Origin of the sequence: Capnocytophaga granulosa ATCC 51502 (assembly GCF_000411115.1) — a bacterium.
Classification (GTDB): domain Bacteria; phylum Bacteroidota; class Bacteroidia; order Flavobacteriales; family Flavobacteriaceae; genus Capnocytophaga; species Capnocytophaga granulosa.
Map to the genome: position 1 here is coordinate 385,424 of NZ_KE150242.1, position 17,496 is coordinate 402,919.

At 38.9% G+C, this 17,496-nt stretch carries 19 protein-coding genes; 12 read left to right on the top strand and 7 right to left on the bottom strand.

All coding sequences use genetic code 11. The annotated features are described in order from the left end of the window. Positions 1-9 precede the first annotated feature (9 nt). Positions 10-780 (bottom strand): TatD family hydrolase, encoded by a 771-nt coding sequence (locus HMPREF9331_RS01640; protein WP_016419438.1) that lies wholly within the window; start codon positions 778-780, stop codon positions 10-12. 143 nt (positions 781-923) lie between these two features. Between HMPREF9331_RS01640 and fbp the strand changes: the two genes are divergently transcribed. Then, positions 924-1,937, top strand: coding sequence for a class 1 fructose-bisphosphatase (fbp, locus tag HMPREF9331_RS01645; RefSeq protein ID WP_016419439.1), 1,014 nt, complete (start codon positions 924-926; stop codon positions 1,935-1,937). A 58-nt stretch (positions 1,938-1,995) separates the two neighbouring features. Here the strand turns inward: fbp and rsmI are convergent, their stop codons facing one another. The 3 genes from rsmI to HMPREF9331_RS01660 form a co-directional block, all read right to left on the bottom strand. Beyond that, positions 1,996-2,673 (bottom strand): 16S rRNA (cytidine(1402)-2'-O)-methyltransferase, encoded by a 678-nt coding sequence (rsmI, locus tag HMPREF9331_RS01650; protein WP_016419440.1) that lies wholly within the window; start codon positions 2,671-2,673, stop codon positions 1,996-1,998. Further along, a complete protein-coding gene (locus tag HMPREF9331_RS01655; RefSeq protein ID WP_016419441.1) occupies positions 2,673-3,278 on the bottom strand; it encodes a hypothetical protein in 606 nt (201 codons plus the stop codon). The genes rsmI and HMPREF9331_RS01655 overlap by 1 nt, the downstream gene beginning before the upstream one ends. Positions 3,279-3,461: 183 nt before the next feature. After that, the gene (locus HMPREF9331_RS01660; RefSeq protein WP_016419442.1) at positions 3,462-3,863 is read right to left on the bottom strand and encodes an acyl-CoA thioesterase; all 402 of its coding nucleotides are present in this window, start codon (positions 3,861-3,863) and stop codon (positions 3,462-3,464) included. A gap of 155 nt (positions 3,864-4,018) precedes the next feature. Between HMPREF9331_RS01660 and dnaA the strand changes: the two genes are divergently transcribed. Continuing rightward, a complete protein-coding gene (gene dnaA / locus HMPREF9331_RS01665) occupies positions 4,019-5,455 on the top strand; it encodes a chromosomal replication initiator protein DnaA (RefSeq protein WP_009641524.1) in 1,437 nt (478 codons plus the stop codon). A gap of 52 nt (positions 5,456-5,507) precedes the next feature. On the opposite strand, the gene HMPREF9331_RS01670 is transcribed toward dnaA, so the two are convergent. From HMPREF9331_RS01670 to HMPREF9331_RS01680, 3 genes are all read right to left on the bottom strand, one after another. Beyond that, entirely contained in the window at positions 5,508-6,713 is a 1,206-nt protein-coding gene (locus tag HMPREF9331_RS01670) for an HU domain-containing protein (RefSeq protein ID WP_016419443.1), read from the bottom strand. Positions 6,714-6,845: 132 nt separating this feature from the next. Beyond that, positions 6,846-7,493, bottom strand: a complete 648-nt coding sequence (pdxH, locus tag HMPREF9331_RS01675) for a pyridoxamine 5'-phosphate oxidase (protein ID WP_016419444.1) — start codon at positions 7,491-7,493, stop codon at positions 6,846-6,848. A gap of 2 nt (positions 7,494-7,495) precedes the next feature. Continuing rightward, entirely contained in the window at positions 7,496-8,272 is a 777-nt protein-coding gene (locus HMPREF9331_RS01680; protein ID WP_016419445.1) for a DUF3108 domain-containing protein, read from the bottom strand. A gap of 277 nt (positions 8,273-8,549) precedes the next feature. Between HMPREF9331_RS01680 and HMPREF9331_RS01685 the strand changes: the two genes are divergently transcribed. The 10 genes from HMPREF9331_RS01685 (at position 8,550) to udk (ending at position 17,495) form a co-directional block, all read left to right on the top strand. After that, positions 8,550-10,034, top strand: a complete 1,485-nt coding sequence (locus HMPREF9331_RS01685; protein WP_016419446.1) for a hypothetical protein — start codon at positions 8,550-8,552, stop codon at positions 10,032-10,034. Between the two features lie 20 nt (positions 10,035-10,054). Further along, positions 10,055-11,011: a methylenetetrahydrofolate reductase [NAD(P)H] gene (metF, locus tag HMPREF9331_RS01690; protein WP_016419447.1), complete on the top strand. Its 957-nt coding sequence runs from the start codon at positions 10,055-10,057 to the stop codon at positions 11,009-11,011. Between the two features lie 93 nt (positions 11,012-11,104). Next, positions 11,105-11,872 (top strand): tellurite resistance TerB family protein, encoded by a 768-nt coding sequence (locus HMPREF9331_RS01695; protein WP_016419448.1) that lies wholly within the window; start codon positions 11,105-11,107, stop codon positions 11,870-11,872. After that, on the top strand, positions 11,841-12,260 hold the full coding sequence (locus tag HMPREF9331_RS01700; protein WP_234945842.1) for a hypothetical protein: 420 nt from the start codon (positions 11,841-11,843) through the stop codon (positions 12,258-12,260). Before HMPREF9331_RS01695 ends, HMPREF9331_RS01700 begins: the two co-directional genes overlap by 32 nt. A 112-nt stretch (positions 12,261-12,372) precedes the next feature. Beyond that, positions 12,373-13,371: a pyruvate dehydrogenase (acetyl-transferring) E1 component subunit alpha gene (gene pdhA / locus HMPREF9331_RS01705; protein WP_016419450.1), complete on the top strand. Its 999-nt coding sequence runs from the start codon at positions 12,373-12,375 to the stop codon at positions 13,369-13,371. 6 nt (positions 13,372-13,377) lie between these two features. Then, the gene (locus HMPREF9331_RS01710; protein WP_016419451.1) at positions 13,378-14,982 is read left to right on the top strand and encodes a 2-oxo acid dehydrogenase subunit E2; all 1,605 of its coding nucleotides are present in this window, start codon (positions 13,378-13,380) and stop codon (positions 14,980-14,982) included. Between the two features lie 140 nt (positions 14,983-15,122). Next, entirely contained in the window at positions 15,123-15,902 is a 780-nt protein-coding gene (locus HMPREF9331_RS01715) for a C40 family peptidase (protein WP_016419452.1), read from the top strand. 1 nt (position 15,903) lies between these two features. Continuing rightward, on the top strand, positions 15,904-16,377 hold the full coding sequence (gene rlmH / locus HMPREF9331_RS01720) for a 23S rRNA (pseudouridine(1915)-N(3))-methyltransferase RlmH (RefSeq protein WP_016419453.1): 474 nt from the start codon (positions 15,904-15,906) through the stop codon (positions 16,375-16,377). Then, positions 16,378-16,806: a DUF4268 domain-containing protein gene (locus HMPREF9331_RS01725; protein WP_009641424.1), complete on the top strand. Its 429-nt coding sequence runs from the start codon at positions 16,378-16,380 to the stop codon at positions 16,804-16,806. It abuts the gene before it with no gap. Positions 16,807-16,886: 80 nt separating this feature from the next. Further along, complete coding sequence (gene udk / locus HMPREF9331_RS01730; protein WP_016419454.1) at positions 16,887-17,495, top strand: uridine kinase; 609 nt, start codon at positions 16,887-16,889, stop codon at positions 17,493-17,495. Position 17,496: the final 1 nt, after the last annotated feature.

Consider the following 17,496-nt stretch of genomic DNA (forward strand, 5'->3'; position numbering starts at 1 on the left):
AAGAAACAATCAAGGCTTGAAAATTTCAATGGCATTGGCTGTTGTTTGATTAATAATCTCATTTTCAGATACTTCGTATAGCTCAGAAAGTTTCTTTATGATATAGGTAAGGTAGCTACTTTCATTGCGTTTGCCACGGAAAGGTATGGGAGCCAAGTAGGGGGCATCGGTCTCTAAAACAATGTGTTCCAAAGCAATAGAACTAAGAAAGGTGTCTATTTTCCCATTCTTAAAGGTTACAATGCCTCCTATACCCAATTTCAATCCATAGGAAATAGCCTGTTCGGCCTGTTGTTGATTACCTGAAAAACAGTGAAATATGCCAAATAATTGCTCATCTTTTTCACCTTCAAGTACCTCGAAAACTTCCTCAAAGGCTTCTCTGCAATGGATCACAATAGGGAGCTTATAGCTCTTGGCTATGCGAATCTGTTGGCGAAAGGCTTCTTTTTGAGCTTCTAAAAAGGTACTGTCCCAGTAGAGGTCTATACCGATTTCACCAATAGCATAGAAAGTATTAGGGTAGGCTTGCATGAGAGCGATTACATGAGCAAGTTCTTTTTCCCAATCCGCTTTCACACTACAGGGGTGTAAACCGTTCATAAGATACATCTGCTTAGGGTATGTTTTTTGCAAGCGAAACATGCGTTCGGTATAAGAGGAATCTATGGCAGGGAGGAAGAATTTTTCTACTCCGGCGTCCATGGCTCGCTGTATAACCTCCTTATAATCTGTATCAAACTGCTCTACATACAGATGGGTATGTGTGTCGATAATCATCTATAAAAATCATTTTTAAAGGATTGCAAAGGTAGTTATTTTGAAAAAACAGGAGTGTTAAATTTGTTATAATCTAAATAAATGACATGGTTGTATGGAAAAAAAATTGTAAATTCGCAGTACTAAAATAAAGAGATATTAACATGAAAGAAGAAAAAAGTCTGCCCACCTTAGGGGAGTTTATCATTGAGAAACAGCGTGATTTTAAGTACTCCACAGGGGAATTATCACGACTTATTAGTTGTTTGCAAATTGCTTCCAAAATGGTCAATCGAGCCATTAACAAAGCAGGCATTGCCAATGTATTGGGTGCTGTAGGTAACCAAAATGTACAAGGGGAAGAACAACAGAAATTGGATGTTATTGCCAATGAGACCTTCATCAAGTCTCTTTCTCAGCGCGAGGTAGTTTGTGGTATTGCTTCAGAGGAAAACGATACTTTTATTGAAATCAAAAACGGAGAAAACTCTGAGTTAAGCAAGTATGTGGTGCTGATAGATCCACTCGATGGCTCGTCCAATATTGATGTGAATGTTTCCGTAGGTACTATTTTCTCTATCTACCGACGCATTACCCCAGAAGGTACCCCAGTGCAGTTGGAGGATTTCTTACAAAAAGGAGTGAACCAAGTTGCCGCAGGGTATATCGTATATGGTTCTTCCACTATGCTTGTCTATACCACAGGTAAGGGGGTAAATGGCTTTACCTTAGACCCCTCATTGGGTAGTTACTACCTCTCTCACCCCGATATGAAATTCCCTGAAAAAGGAAAAATATATTCTATCAACGAAGGGAACTATATAAAATTCCCTCAGGGTGTGAAGGATTATATTAAGTTCTGTCAAGAAGAAAAGGATGATCGTCCTTATACCTCTCGCTACATAGGTTCTTTGGTATCGGATTTCCATAGAAATATGATCAAAGGAGGTATCTATATGTATCCTTCTACCTCTCAGTCTCCTAATGGAAAGCTACGCTTGCTCTATGAGTGCAATCCTATGGCATTCCTTACAGAACAAGCAGGAGGAAAGGCCTCCAACGGCTTTCAGCGTATCTTGGAATTAGAGCCTACCGAGCTACACCAGCGTACACCTTTCTTCTGTGGTAGCAGTTCCATGGTAGATACGATAGAGGAGTTCATGCGCAAGGCTAAATAATGAACGCATAATAGAAACACATTTGCTAAAAAGGGGGTAAGGCTGTAGGTCTTACCCCTTATTTTGTGTCTTTCCCAGAGAGAATTAGAACAAACTCACCTTTGGGGTTTTGGCTTTGAAAATGGGCTAAAAGTTCCGCCAAGGTGCCCCTGAGCGTCTGCTCATGTATTTTGGTAAGCTCCCTGCTGATACTCGCCTTACGCTCAGCCCCGAAGAATTGGGTAAACTCTTCAAGGGTCTTTATGAGCTTGTGAGGAGAGACATAGAAAATCATCGTTCGGGTCTCTTCCATAAGATTTTTCAGGCGGGTTTGTCGCCCTTTTTTATCAGGAAGGAAGCCTTCGAAAACAAAACGATCATTGGGCAATCCACTATTGACTAAGGCGGGTACAAAGGCTGTAGCCCCAGGGAGCGTTTCCACAGGGATACCTTCGGCAATACAAGCTCTGGAGAGCAAAAATCCTGGATCGGCAATGGCAGGGGTACCTGCATCACTGATAAGGGCGAGCTGCTGGCCGTCCTTGAGCTTTCTAAGGATTCCCTCAAGGGCTTGGTGTTCGTTGAACTTATGGTGTGCAAGCATGGGAGTGCTGATATGAAAGTGCTGGAGGAGCTTGCCACTGGTACGAGTATCTTCTGCCAAGATGAGATCAACCTGCTCAAGTACTTGCAAGGCTCTCAGGGTGATATCCTGCAAGTTACCAATAGGGGTAGGAATTAAGTAAAGTTTTCCCATTATCCAAAACGTTTAGAAACAATATAAAAGAACCGATCCTCGTATTCTTCCTTTCCTTGCCAATTATTGAAAGAAGGTTTCACCTTCTGAAGAATAAAAGCCCAACATTCGTCAGGGGTATGTAGGTTATTAATCATGGCTATAGCCCTGTTATAGGCCTCTATATCTCCGTTGAAAAGATGGGTAACAAAGGCAATACGGTCATTCAGCCCTATCTGTAATTGTTGGGAAGCTATACGGTCATTGAGAGTTTTAGGGGCCTCACTCTGTGCTTTAGGAGAGGAGGTTTTCTCTTCAAAGATAATCTCTTTTTCAGGAGCTTGAGAGCGAATTTCATCCCATGTATTGGTTGGTGTATTCACTTGGGCTTGCTTGGGGGCTATCTTTTCCTCTTTTATAGCAGAAGGAGGGGGAGTGGAGGGAGGTGTATAGGTGTTTTTCTTAAGTGCTTCAGGGTGATTCTTCTCTAAGAAATTAAAAACCAAAGCTCTTTCGTAGAGTTTTTGTAATTCTTTGACTAAGAGTTCAGAATTATCCAAGAAAGCAGGATTGGTAAGTATTTTTTGAGCGATTTTTACCATATCCATCTGAATTTCTTCTTTCATAAAATAATGTTTTTTCTTGTGAAGCGTTCAAATATTTTTTGTATCTTTGTCCTATCGTTATAGTAGGGGCTTTCTAAAGGGCTTTTTCTCTCTAAGGAAAAGAGAACCAAAGGCTTGTGCTTTGTTAGAGCGGCGATAGAACACCCCTGATGTGAAACGAGGGACAAAGATACGAATTTTACTCTAAAAATTAATTTTCTCCAAGATAAAAGACGGACATTTTATAGGTTTGAAGGTGTTTTTATCTACAAAGACAAGGGTAGTATGCGCTTTGGAAAGGAGTTGTTGTTGCTCATTGAAGATTTCATACTCGAAAGTAATCTTGGAGGTAGGAGGTTCTTTCAGGGTGAGGGTAATGGAGAGGAGTTCGTCATAGAGGGCAGGTTTCTTGTAGTCAATATGTAGGGAGGCAACAGGTAGCATGATACCTTTCTCTTCCAGTTCCTTGTAGGAGATGCCTAAGCTGCGGAGCCACTCTACACGGGCAATTTCTAAATATTGTGGATATATACCATAATATATAACCCCCATTTGGTCTGTTTCCCCATAGCGGGTACGTATTTGAAAAGTAAATGAATTGTTCATGTTTTCTTATTTTAAATAGTTGATAATTAATCAGATAATAATAATTTTCGGAAAAGGGCAAAAAAATTTTTTTATTCAAAAAAAAAGTTGCATTTTTGCCCAATGATTTTACCCCTCATTTTTAAAACGCAAATATATAAAATTTCTTATAACTAATGAATACCGATGTACGGAATATTTGGGAAAATTGTTTGTCCTTTATAAAGGATAACATATCCAAGGATGTATTTGATGTTTGGTTTAAGCCCATAGAGCCTGTGGAGCTGACCGATGATAATACCTTGGTGATTATGGTGCCTAGCATGTTCTTCATGGAATGGCTGGAGGATCATTATATCAACCTAATTTGGAGTGCCTTAACTAAGGAGTTAGGCTCTCGCCCCAAGCTCATCTATAATATTAAGATGGAGAACAATCCTAATAAGACTGAGCAGGCAACAGAGCAACTTCCAAGCTCCAACCGTAAGGCAACTAGTATGGAGGTATTGGGGTACAAACAAAAACCTCAACAAGCATATAACCCTTATATAGTACCAGGGCTGGTAGAGATAGAGGAAGTAAAAGTGGATTCTCAGCTGAATCCAAATAAGAACTTTGATACCTTTATTGAGGGAGAAAGTAACCGATTGGCACGCTCAGCTGGTAAGGCGATCACTGAAAGACCTGGAGGTACTTCCTTCAATCCGCTGTTTATATTCGGAGGAGTAGGGCTTGGGAAAACCCACTTGGCTCATGCCATTGGCAATGAGATCCAAGAGAAGCATCCTAAAAAGAAAATTTTATATATTGAGGCTGAGGATTTTACCAAACAATATGCAGTAGCTGCAAAAAATAACAACCGTACCGATTTTATTCATTTTTATCAACAGATAGATGTTCTTATCATAGATAACGTACAGTTCTTTGCTTCCAAACAAGGAACTCAGGATGTTTTCTTCCAAATATTTAACCACTTACATCAGAATGGGAAGCAGTTGATCTTGACTTCTGATAAGGCCCCTGTGGATATACAGGATGTAGAACAGCGCCTACTCTCTCGCTTTAAGTGGGGACTATCAGCAGAACTACAAGCCCCCGACTACCAGATGCGCAGACGTATCCTCAAGGCAATTCTCTACCGTGATGGAGTGGAAATGACCGATGAGATAGTGGATTATATAGCTCAGAATGTAAAGACCAATATCCGAGAATTAGAGGGGGTCAATACCTCCTTAGTAGCAGAAGCACTCTTCAACAAGAAGGAAATTACCCTTGATTTGGCTAAGAAAGCGGTAGATAAGATTGTAAAGAATATCAAGAAGGAAGTAACAGTGGAGTATATCCAAGAGATTGTTTCAGAATACTTCCAGCTTACAGTAGAGGAATTGCAATCCAAGACTAGAAAGAGACATGTAGTGCAGGCACGCCAGTTGGCTATGTTCTTTGCTAAAAAATATACTAAACTCTCTTTGGCTAACATAGGAAAACTCATAGGAAAGCGTGATCATGCTACAGTACTTCACGCCTGTAAGACGGTAGATAATCTTAATGAGACCGATAAGCAGTTTAGAAAGTTCTTCACTGATCTGACGACAAAGATAAATAACCGATAAATAAAAAAGCTATCCAAATCAAGGATAGCTTTTTTATTTTATTGGGTTAGGATTATTTAGCGGGAGGATATACCCAAGTGCTTAATCCTTTACCCTTTATCTCAGGCATATAACTTTCAGCTTGTGAGCGAGAACTGAAACTTTTGTAGGCAACTAAGTAATAACCTTTTTCGTTTTGTCCTACCATAGTGGCACTACTATATCCATCTCTTTTAAGTTGCTTGATGCGATTGCGAGCATTGGCTTCGGAACTGAAAGCTCCTGCAATCAAGAAGAAGTTTCCGCTTGAGGCCTTTGTACCTGTATCTCTAGTCGTGCTACTGCCACTGCTTGTATTGTTTGAAGTGCTTGCTGTATTTTGTTTCTCAGCTTCCTTGGCAGCCTTTTCAGCTTCCTTAGCAGCAAGAGCAGCTTGTTTTTCAGCTTCTTTGGCTGCAAGAGCAGCTTCTTTTTCGGCTCGTTTCTTCTCTTCGTTGCGTTTTTTTACCAAAGCAGGGTCTTTGGTAACTTGTATAGCAGTAGCTGTTAGCTGTACATCAGGGACATAGGTAGCTTTAGCTACTTCTTCATTGACAAGCTCCTCTACCTTGGCAGGGTCGGCTTGTACTTCCACTACGGCAGGGTTTTCTTGGTTATTGAGGAAAGAATAGATAGCAAACCCAATAGCAGAAAGACCTACGATAGCCACAGCCGCATATTTTATAGGGAGAGGCATTTTGGGTTTAGGTTTCCCAGCTGCCGCCTCTTCAGGGGTCACACTGGGATTTTCTACCAATCCAGGCTTGTTATTCTGGTCATTACCATATATAGGATTAGCAATTTCCACCCCTGTCTCACTCTTATTGATTTCTTTAGCAGCCACATTGGACATACCAAAAGAATCAGTAAGGTAGTTTTCTTTTGACAAAGAAGTGAAAATCACATTGTTATCAGTTCCTTTAGTGAACTTCCCTATATTGGCAAGTCTTATTTCCTTTCCTAAACTAAGATCTTGTTTCCAAGTGGTAACTACGGACTTGATATATCCTTGAGCCTCCTCATATGAGGAGCGCTCCACTTCAGAAATATGCTTGGCAAGCAATCCATCATTATAAGTAAGGCGAGCATTGAAAGTCAATTCTTTTTGTGGAGGGGAAAAAGATTTGTCAGCGGCCAATTCTGCTGCCTTCCTGTTGGAAACGAAAGCTCCAAACTCAGGAATGATCACACACTGGTGCTTGAATAACAAATCCTCTATATAAGTATCTAAATTTTTCATATGTCAATATTATAAAGTCATAGATTTTTTCGGCACAAAAGTACACATTTTTCATTATACATAAAAGAAAAAAAGAGTACTTGTTAATAAAAAAAATGTTTTTCTACCAAATTTGGGTTTAATTAGTATTTTTTAAGGACTCAGGCGCTCTATTTTCCAATCATAATCTTCTTGTAGTGTATACCGGATACGGTCATGGAGTCGGTTAGGGCGTCCTTGCCAAAACTCTAAAGAGACAGGGCGTACGAGAAAACCTCCCCAATGAGCAGGGCGCTGTAGGGGCTTGCCTTCCATTTCCTGTTCTAGAGCAGAGAGTTGTTCCTGTAGGTACTCCCTTGAGGGTACCACTTGGCTCTGCTCAGATACTATAGAACCCAACTGGCTACCACGAGGGCGTGATAGGAAATAACCATCGGAGAGATTGGCCGCGAGCTTCTCAGCGGTTCCTTTGATGATGATTTGTCGTTCCAATGCAGGCCAAAAGAAGGATAGACAGATATTGGGGTGAACTTCTATGGCTTTTCCTTTCTCACTATTATAATTGGTATAGAAGATAAATCCCTCATCGGTAAATTTCTTGAGTAGTACCACTCGAGTTTTTGGGAAACCGTCTAGCCCAATGGTGGCTACAGACATAGCATTAGGCTCTTGTACGGTACCTGATTGCTGAGCTTGTAGAAACCATTGTTGAAATTGTTCCATAGGATTCTCTCTGAGGTCTTTTTCCAAGAGTGCTCCCAAGGAATAGACAAGCCTTAAATCACTTAAATCTTTTTCCATAGTTATTTTTTTAATGTAGTTGGGTGCTTTAGTCCATTAAAGCTAATAATTTCACCTACCAAAGACCCTACCCTAAGGCTAGCCTTTATCTTGACGGGAATCTTATTTTGGTCATCACTAATCCATAGAGTGAGACTTTCTTGTTCTTTAAATACACGTCCATCTTGAACTAAAGGTCTGAAAATAAGTGTGTTAATATCTCCTAGTGGTGTATTTACTTTTTCTCGTCCTAAGAACTTGAGTCGAAATCGGTATACTTCATCGTCATCGAAAATCATATCCATGCTCACTTCATCATTCTTATTCAGGGAGTTCATCTTAGGATTATTACGCAGGTAGTATAGAGTAGAGATAACATCTTTTATATCAGGTTGTATAGGCATATTTTTCTCTTCATTATTCTCCAAATTCTTGATACGTAGGTTGTTAGTGTCAAAATTGAAAAAGAAATTCAGCTTCTTGGTATAGCCTCCCTCATAGATATCACGATTAAAAAAGTAGGGTTTCCCTGTATTTTTGTCAAAATAGCTTTCATAAGTGTCATCAACCTTGAAAAATAATTTGGCTAATCCTGTAGTTTCTCCTTTCCCTAAAGCGTGATAGACTGTTTTACCCTCATATACCTTGTTTTTCAATAGGAGAGAGGCATAGCTTGCATTGAAAACGCCATAACGTACACGAAACTTTATATATTCTCCATCTTGAAAAGCACTGTCATTCTGTGAAAAACAAGGGGAAAATACTAAAAAAGAGGCAAGGAGCAAAAATTTTTTTATCATATAAATTTATTTAGTTCTAAATGCGCAACAAATATAGTGTATTTTTTTAATGATGATACCCAACAAAACGCAAAATTATATGTATTCTCTTTATAGAATACTTTAATAATCTGATTTACAATGATTTATTATTCTATTTTTATCTGTGAAAATTTTCAAAAAGTCTGTTTATAACCTTTGAGTACAAGAAGAATGCCATTTTTTGGATAAGTAATTTTTTTCTACAAAATTGGCAAATAGTGAAAAAAGATGTATTTTTGCAGAAAATTTAACCGATATGAACAAAATCTTATTTTTTATGATAGCACTCTCTCTTGTAAGTTGTGGAGGGAGAGATATTTATAATGATCTGAAACAACAGAACTTGCACGGAGAGATAAAGCAAGTGCGTATGACTTCTTATTCGGTAATTGAGAAATTTAACCAAGTGGAAAAGAAAGCTAGAACCTCCGAGCGAGAGAATACCCTTACGGTATTTAACAACAAGGGAAACCAAGTAGAAAAGACCTTTTTCTCTCCTACCGACAAGGCTATGCGTCGCTATGAATATAGATATGACACCAAAGGGAATCGCGCTTTGGTCAATGAGTTTAAGGAAGGCGGCACACTTAAAACAAGGTATATCTATACCCAGGATTCTGAGAGTAATGAAGTAGAAATTAATAGTTACAGTGGCCAAGGGGTGTTTCTTCAAAAAGAAATACGCTCTTACAATGACAAACAATTACTCCTTGAGGAAGAAACCTATAATAAAAAGGGAGAATTGGAACAAAAACAAATAAATGCTTACAATGACCAAGACCTATGTATAGAAACTAATATCTATGATGCTGAAGGCCAACTGAAATATAAGTATTCTTTTGTCTATGATAATAAAGGAAATATGATAGAGCGGAAAAAATATGACAAAAATGGTAAGACCATTGCTAATCATACCTATATATATACCCTTGATGATAAAAATAACTGGACAGAGCGTATAGAATACCTTAATGGTAAGGCAATTTATCTAACCGATAGGGAAATAACCTATGGAGAAGGCCCAAAAGAGCTAAGAGAACCGATCTCGGAGATGGATACAGCTCCAGAGAGTAATACGAATGCAGATAACACAGGAGTGAAAAATGATTGGACAGCCCAAGAGCTTAAAGGAAACATCAAGACGCTGAGAGTAAAGACTTACGATGCTAAAAATCACAAGCAGAAGGACAATAAGCAAAATACCCTATCTGTATTTACTCAAAAGGGATATCTTACTAAAATCGTGTATTATAACAAAGATAATATTTATTCCTATGAAAAGAAATTTACCTATAAATATGATGATAAGGGCAACAGAACCGAAGGAAAGATGTATTTCAATGATGGAGATTATCTCTTAACAACTTATGATGACAAAGGAGTTATTACAGGAGGTCATCTGTATCAGAATAAAACACAATTTGAATTAAAAGTGGTTTATAATGACAACGGAGATCTGATAGAATATTACTTACAGGATACAGAAATCTTTTACAAGTATGATAAAAATCATAATTTGGTAGAGGAGAATCATAAAAAAGGTAAAGAAAACTGGGATATACTTTATAGCAGAGCCAAAAATGGTAACGTAACAGAAGAACAAATATATCGCAAGGGTATTTTAGATGAAAAATATACATTCGTCTATACCTTCGACGAAAAAGGAAATTGGGTAGAACGAACACAATATATAAATAGAAACCCTGTAGAGATAACAGAACGGGTGATAGAGTATTATTAGAGAAAAAGATAAAAAACAAGATGAAAGTAACGGAGCATATAGCACAAGCTAAAGGGAAAACATTATTTTCCTTTGAAATAGTCCCGCCTAAGAAGGGAAATAATATAGAGGAACTGTACAAGAATATAGAGCCTCTCTTGGAGTTCAAGCCTCCTTTTATTGATGTAACAACTTCCCGCGAAGAGTATCTCTACAAGGAGCATCCCAATGGATTGTTGGAGAAAAAACTCATTCGTATGCGGCCTGGTACAGTGGGTATCTGCTCGGCTATACAACATAAGTATAATATAGATACGGTACCTCATGTACTCTGTGGGGGATTTACCAAGGAAGAAACAGAAGATCTGCTAGTGGATTGTTTCTATTTGGGAATAGACAACATCATGGCACTCAGGGGCGATGCTATGAAGGAGGAAAGGTATTTTCGCCCTACCAAAAATGGCAATGTATATGCCCTTGACCTTGTAAAACAAATCGATAATTTACGCAAAGGAATTTACCTACATGATACTTTGGAAACCAATATAGGTATGGATTTCTGTATAGGAGTGGCTGGCTATCCTGAAAAGCATATAGAAGCCCCTTCCAAAACATTTGATTTGGAAAAACTCAAAGAAAAAGTGGATAATGGAGCCGACTATGTAGTTACTCAGATGTTCTTTGACAACAAAAAGTATTTTGAGTTTGTAGCTAAGGCACGCGAAATGGGAATTCATGTACCTATTATTCCAGGGATTAAACCAGTTAGTGTCAAAAAGCATCTTAATATACTTCCTCAGGCTTTTTTCTTAGACTTTCCAGAGCAGCTGGTTAAGGAAATAGAAAAGTGTAAGAACAATGAGGCCGTTAAGCAGGTTGGGATAGAGTGGGCGATTGCCCAAAGTATAGAGCTGAAGAAGGCAGGCGTACCTTCGCTCCATTACTATTCCATGGGGAAATCTGAAAATATTATTCAAATCATTTCGCAAGTTTTTTAAACAGAAGAGATTGAATTAAAATTAAAAAAAATTAGAATATCATTTGTTTATAAAAAATAAAATCTTTATCTTTGCCCTCAAAAAAGAAAGAATATGCCAAGAATTATAGAAAAATACCTAGAGTATATTGTGGCGATAGTTATCGGCCTTATTACCAGAAACATATGGGTGGGTATAGCTGTTCTATGTTTGGGATTATTACTCCGCCTAACTTTATTTAAGGGAAGCAGAAGTAATCAAGTGAATCTAAGACAAGCAGGCGCTATAGAAGGAGGATACAATCCTTCGGACTTTGAGCTCAACTTGCTTGCACTTTGTGCCTTAGTGATCAAGGCAGATGGTACAGGACCTACCCAAAAGGAGTTGGACTATGTACGTTATAAGTTTGTCTCTCTCTACGGAAAGGACAAGGCAAACGATATATTTCGTACTTTCAACCAAATCAAACAGAATGAGGTGCCGATAACTCGTATCTGCTTATATATGCGTGCTCGCACCAACTATGAGGCACGTCTTTCTATTATACACTTCTTGTTTGATATTGCTAGCCTTGATGGCCGTATCAAGGAGGCAGAACTTGCTTTGATAGAGCGTATTAATAAAAATCTTAATATAGATCAGTCCGATTTTGAGAGTGTCAAGGCAATGTTCCGCCAAGAAAAAGACGATGATTACACCATCCTTGGTGTAAGTAAAGATGCTTCTGAAGCTGAAATTAAAAAGGCTTATCGCGATATGGTTAAGAAATATCACCCAGACCGTATTGACACCAATGATGTTGCTATCCGTAAGGGAGCTGAAGAGAAATTCAAACGTATACAAGAGGCTTATGAAAGCATTCAAAAACAAAGAGGGTTCTAAACCCTCTTTATTTTATCTTAAGCAAATCCTTAGGATACTGTTTTGTATGGGTGTTTTCCTATTGTTACACCTCTATGTAGTAGAGGAATATTACAAAGGGTTATTGTTTTTCTCCTTGGAATCATTCTATATCTTCCATTCTTTGTGTGCTATAGGGGTATGTGGCTTGCTATTACTCCCTATAGGAGGGAATATGTATATAGGCTATCGCTTTATAGTGCTCACCTTTTTGCAGATGTTGGCTTGCTTAGCATTCCTGCTTCCTCCACTGCTTTCCCAGCCCAAGGTAGGGGAGTGGGAGATCCTCTCTTTCATGTTCGCTTTCTTTGTAGCACTTTTTTTGGAGGTGTATTTTGCTATTTTGCTACTTAGACGAGAAGAAAAGTGAAAAAAAAATTTCTATAATAAAAAAAGTTTTTATACCTTTGCAAAGTGATTTAAAATTCGTAAATTTGCACTCTAGAAAAGTATAAATAAGCATACTAAATTCATTCTTGATAATGAAAAAAATAGATAAAAAAACGTATTTGCAATGGTACCAGGAAATGCTCTTTTGGAGAAAGTTTGAAGACAAATTGGCTTCTGCTTATATCCAACAAAAAGTAAGAGGATTTTTACATTTGTACAATGGACAAGAGGCAATTGTGGCAGGTTGTATGCACGTAATTGACCCTAAGAAAGACAAAATGATTACTGCCTATCGTAATCACGTGCATCCTATCGCTTTAGGGGTAGATCCACGTAGAATTATGGCAGAGCTTTTTGGAAAAGGAACAGGAACTTCACATGGATTGGGAGGTTCCATGCACATTTTCTCAAAAGAACATAACTTCTTCGGAGGTCATGGAATCGTAGGAGGACAAATCGCCCTAGGTGCTGGCTTGGCTTTTGCTGAGAAGTACAATGAGACAGGGGGAGTTGTCCTTACTTTTATGGGAGATGGAGCTACGCGTCAGGGAACCCTTCATGAGACTTTTAACATGGCTATGAACTGGAAGCTTCCAGTGATATTCATCTGTGAGAATAACCACTATGCTATGGGTACTTCTGTGGAGAGAACCGCTAATCATCCTGATATTTGGAAATTAGGTTTAGGTTATGAAATGCCTTGCGAACCTGTAGATGGTATGAACCCTGTTTCAGTAGCTGAAAAGGTATACGAAGCTGTAGAACGCGCTCGTCGTGGAGAAGGCCCAACTTTCTTGGATATTCGTACCTATCGTTACAGAGGACACTCTATGTCCGATGCTCAACATTATCGTACTAAAGAGGAAGTGGAAGAGTATAAGAAGATAGACCCTATCACTCAAGTTCTTGACGTAATCAAAGAAAAGAAATATGCTACTGATGCTGAAATAGAAGCCATAGACGAACGCGTAAAGAACTTGGTAGCAGAGTGCGAAAAATTCGCTAATGAATCTCCATTCCCTGAAAAGAATGTAATGTATGATGTAGTATACGAACAAGAAAATTATCCTTTTTTACCTCATAAATTATAAAAGAAAATGGCAGAAATAGTAAATATGCCGCGATTAAGCGACACCATGGAAGAAGGAGTCGTAGCAAAATGGCTCAAAAAAGTAGGAGACACTGTAAAGGAAGGTGATATTCTCGCTGAGATAGAAACCGACAAGGCGACTATGGAATTTGAATCTTTCTATTCAGGTACCTTATTATACATTGGTCTAAAAGAAGGAGAAACCGCTCCCGTGGATACCCTTTTGGCTATCATTGGTGAGAAAGGTGAAGATATTTCAGCACTTATAGGTGGTGGTGCAGCTGCTGCGCCTGCCGCTGCTGCTCCAGCTGCTGCTGAGACACCTGCCGCTGCTGCTACAAGTGCACCCGCTGCTGCTATGCCTAAAGGCGTACAGATCGTTACCATGCCACGCCTAAGTGATACTATGACCGAGGGGACTGTAGCCTCTTGGCTTAAGAAAGTAGGTGATACAGTAAAAGAAGGAGATATCTTAGCCGAAATAGAAACAGACAAAGCCACAATGGAGTTTGAATCATTCTATGCTGGTACTTTATTGTATATAGGTATCAAAGAAGGGGAATCAGCTCCAATTGACTCATTATTGGCTATCATAGGCCCTGCAGGTACCGATGTAAATGCTGTACTTGCCGCTGCTAAAGGTGGTAGTGCCCCTGAAACAGCTGCTGCTCCTGCTAAGGCAGAAGTTCCTGTGGCTGCTGCCCCTGCTGCTCCAGCTGCAACCACTACCGACGGACGTGTATTTGCTTCTCCTTTGGCTAAGAAAATAGCTCAGGATAAGGGTATCAACCTATCTGAAGTAAAAGGAAGTGGAGAAAATGGCCGTATCGTACGCAAAGATGTAGAAGGATTCACCCCATCAGCTAAGCCTGCTGCCGCTGCCTCTACTGAGAAAGCTGCTGCTCCTGTAGCTTATGTTCCTGTAGGAGAAGAAGTTACGGAAGAAGTGAAGAACTCACAAATGCGTAAGACAATCGCTAAGCGCCTTTCTGAATCTAAGTTTACAGCACCTCACTATTACCTTACCATTGAGGTAGATATGGAAAATGCGATGGCCTCACGTAGCCAAATCAATAACTTGCCTGATACTAAGGTGTCTTTCAACGATATGGTTGTGAAGGCTTGCGCTATGGCTCTTAGAAAACACCCACAAGTGAATACTTCTTGGAAAGGAGATGTTACAGTGTATAACAAGCATGTACATATAGGAGTAGCTGTGGCTATTGAGGACGGATTGGTAGTACCTGTACTTAAGTTCGCTGACAACTTGAGTCTCTCTCAGATAGGTGTATTGGTGAAAGATTTGGCAGGAAAAGCTCGTAACAAGAAGCTAACACCTGCTGAAATGGACGGAAGCACCTTTACAGTTTCTAATTTGGGTATGTTCGGAGTAGAACAATTTACTTCTATCATTAACCAACCTAACTCTGCTATTCTTTCTGTAGGGGCTATCGTAGAGAAACCTGTTGTAAAGGATGGACAGATTGTAGTGGGACACACTATGAAGCTTTGCCTTGCTTGTGATCACCGTACTATAGATGGGGCTACAGGTGCACAATTCTTGCAAACCTTGAAGGCTTACATAGAAAACCCTGTTACTATGTTGGCATAGTATGAACCGTATGTAACGCAATTATATATATTTATTGAGAAAGAGGCATAATCCCACATGCCTCTTTTCTTTTACTATGCAATAAATTTGTTTAATACGAAAAAATATCGTAATATTGTACTCTTTATAAGGAATAAATTATGTATGCTATATGTCATTTGAGTATAGTACCGATGCGGGATGAAGCCTCTCATAAGAGCGAACAGATTTCTCAGTTATTATACGGAGAATTGTGCTTTATAATGAAAGAAGAAGACGGCTGGTGTTATGTACGTACTGATTTTGATAACTATGAAGGTTGGATAGATGCCAAACAATTATCTCCCATAAGCGAAGCTACTTACCAGGAAACCAAGAAGGTGCTCCCTCGTTATGCTTCAGATATGGTGGATTATGTGCAGATTAGTGATAAAGAATATGATCTCTTGCCCATTTGTATAGGGGCTACTGTGAGCAATGCCCCTTTTATGGGACATCTCTTCTCTGGAGAAGTGCAGAGAAAGGTGTTGCGTAAGAATGTAGTAGAGATAGCTCTGAGATACCTTAATACGCCTTATTCATGGGGCGGGAAATCTCCTTTTGGAATTGATAGTCCTGCATTGGTACAAATGGTCTATAAGCTTATGGGAATCACCCTTCCTCGAGAGGTGGTTTCCCAGTATGAAATTATTGAAAGTGGAGATGTGGCTACTTTGGAAGATGCTGAAGTAGGGGACTTGCTTTTCTTTAATGATAACATGGGGCGTATCATTCATGTGGGGCTTCTGATCCAATCCGGGTATATCATTCATGCTTATGGGAAAGTACGTGTAGATCGTATTACCCCAGAGGGAATTTTTGACGAAGATATTCAAGAAATCACACATAATCTCTATGCTATCAAGCGAATTTTGGATGATGATGAGAAAAAAATAAGGTAAAATGACCATAAAATTACTCGTAGTAGGAAAAACAGATGTGTCCCTTTTAGAAAAAATAATTGAAGACTATAAGAAAAGAATACGATTTTATATAAAATTTGAAATAGAGACGATTCCTGACTTGAAAAACACCAAAAACATCTCACAAGAAGAACAAAAAAACAAAGAAGGTGCCTTGCTGCTTAAGCAAATAGCAGACAATGACTTCTTAGTGCTTTTGGATGAGCGAGGAAAGGAATATACCTCTGTAGAGTTTTCTGCGCAGTTACAGAAAATTATGAATACGGGGGTTAAGCAGTGTGTCTTTGTCATAGGAGGGCCTTATGGTTTTTCTCAACAGGTGTATCAGAGAGCTAACAATATGTGTTCGCTCTCTAGGATGACATTCTCTCACCAGATAGTACGCCTATTTTTTGTAGAACAACTCTATAGGGCTTTTACTATTCTCAATAACGAACCTTATCATCACCAATAAATGTATAGCAAAGAGGAAGCAGCTAAGCTCAGACAAGATTTTTGGGTGTCTTTTGGGAAATCTTTCCCTCATAAGTGGATTTTGTATAGGACGAAGGTGAAACCTATCCAATTCAAATTCTATTTTGATAATAAAAAGGCGATGGTATGTATGGATATAGAGGGAGATCAGCAGGAAATAGAAAAATATTATAACAAATTCCTATCCTTAAAATCCATATTGGCAGAGTTCCTACCTGAGATCCTATTTGAAGAGCACTATTACTTGGAGAATGGTAAGGAAATAGCACGTATTTGGGTAGAGAAGCAAGGGGTATGTATCTATAATAAGGATACTTGGCAACAAGCTATGGTGTTCTTAAATGAAAAGATGCAACAAGTAGAATGTTTTTGGCAAGAGTATGAGGATTTTTTCATGGACGATTTTTAACCTTAATAGGGGTTATATTTTAAGAAAAACAATTTTTTCAAGTCAAGAAAAATAATTACTTTTGCAAAAATTTACAATGAATGTTACTCATAGGAATAACAGGAGGAACGGGCTGTGGTAAGACAACAGTAGTCAATCAGATTGTCCAAGAAATACCACCAGGAGAGGTGAGTGTCATCTCACAAGATGCTTATTATAGGGATTTGTCACACCTTACTTTTGAAGAGAGAACCAAGGTGAATTTTGACCACCCTAAGTCCTTGGATTTTGATTTGCTCAGGGAGCATCTTTCCCTGCTTAAGCAAGGAAAAACAATTATGCAACCCACTTATTCCTTTGTAGAACACAACAGAACGCCACAGGTGATACCTATAGCTCCTTGTAAGGTGATTATAGTGGAGGGAATTTTAATATTTTCTCATCCAGATCTGAGAGATTTGTTTGATATTAAGATATTTGTACATGCCGATTCCGATGAGCGTCTTATTCGCCGTATCAAAAGAGATACCACCGAGCGCGGAAGAGATATACAGGAGGTGCTCAACCGATACCAAACTACTCTTAAACCAATGCACCAGCAGTTTATAGAGCCTACCAAGGAATATGCCGATATCATTATTCCCAATAACCGACATAACAAGGTGGCTATTGATATTGTCAAGACCATTGTCCATAATAGAATCCAATAAT

Bases quoted from the DNA above. Each gene is read 5' to 3' on its own strand.
- metF (WP_016419447.1), top strand. From the start codon at position 10,055: ATGAAAGTAACGGAGCATATAGCACAAGCTAAAGGGAAAACATTATTT.
- HMPREF9331_RS01660 (WP_016419442.1), bottom strand. From the start codon at position 3,863: ATGAACAATTCATTTACTTTTCAAATACGTACCCGCTATGGGGAAACA.
- HMPREF9331_RS01655 (WP_016419441.1), bottom strand. From the start codon at position 3,278: ATGAAAGAAGAAATTCAGATGGATATGGTAAAAATCGCTCAAAAAATA.
- HMPREF9331_RS01725 (WP_009641424.1), top strand. From the start codon at position 16,378: ATGTATAGCAAAGAGGAAGCAGCTAAGCTCAGACAAGATTTTTGGGTG.
- HMPREF9331_RS01670 (WP_016419443.1), bottom strand. From the start codon at position 6,713: ATGAAAAATTTAGATACTTATATAGAGGATTTGTTATTCAAGCACCAG.
- HMPREF9331_RS01680 (WP_016419445.1), bottom strand. From the start codon at position 8,272: ATGATAAAAAAATTTTTGCTCCTTGCCTCTTTTTTAGTATTTTCCCCT.
- fbp (WP_016419439.1), top strand. From the start codon at position 924: ATGAAAGAAGAAAAAAGTCTGCCCACCTTAGGGGAGTTTATCATTGAG.
- pdxH (WP_016419444.1), bottom strand. From the start codon at position 7,493: ATGGAAAAAGATTTAAGTGATTTAAGGCTTGTCTATTCCTTGGGAGCA.
- HMPREF9331_RS01695 (WP_016419448.1), top strand. From the start codon at position 11,105: ATGCCAAGAATTATAGAAAAATACCTAGAGTATATTGTGGCGATAGTT.
- rlmH (WP_016419453.1), top strand. From the start codon at position 15,904: ATGACCATAAAATTACTCGTAGTAGGAAAAACAGATGTGTCCCTTTTA.
- HMPREF9331_RS01710 (WP_016419451.1), top strand. From the start codon at position 13,378: ATGGCAGAAATAGTAAATATGCCGCGATTAAGCGACACCATGGAAGAA.
- HMPREF9331_RS01700 (WP_234945842.1), top strand. From the start codon at position 11,841: ATGAAAGCATTCAAAAACAAAGAGGGTTCTAAACCCTCTTTATTTTAT.
- HMPREF9331_RS01715 (WP_016419452.1), top strand. From the start codon at position 15,123: ATGTATGCTATATGTCATTTGAGTATAGTACCGATGCGGGATGAAGCC.
- HMPREF9331_RS01640 (WP_016419438.1), bottom strand. From the start codon at position 780: ATGATTATCGACACACATACCCATCTGTATGTAGAGCAGTTTGATACA.
- HMPREF9331_RS01685 (WP_016419446.1), top strand. From the start codon at position 8,550: ATGAACAAAATCTTATTTTTTATGATAGCACTCTCTCTTGTAAGTTGT.
- dnaA (WP_009641524.1), top strand. From the start codon at position 4,019: ATGAATACCGATGTACGGAATATTTGGGAAAATTGTTTGTCCTTTATA.
- pdhA (WP_016419450.1), top strand. From the start codon at position 12,373: ATGAAAAAAATAGATAAAAAAACGTATTTGCAATGGTACCAGGAAATG.
- udk (WP_016419454.1), top strand. From the start codon at position 16,887: ATGTTACTCATAGGAATAACAGGAGGAACGGGCTGTGGTAAGACAACA.
- rsmI (WP_016419440.1), bottom strand. From the start codon at position 2,673: ATGGGAAAACTTTACTTAATTCCTACCCCTATTGGTAACTTGCAGGAT.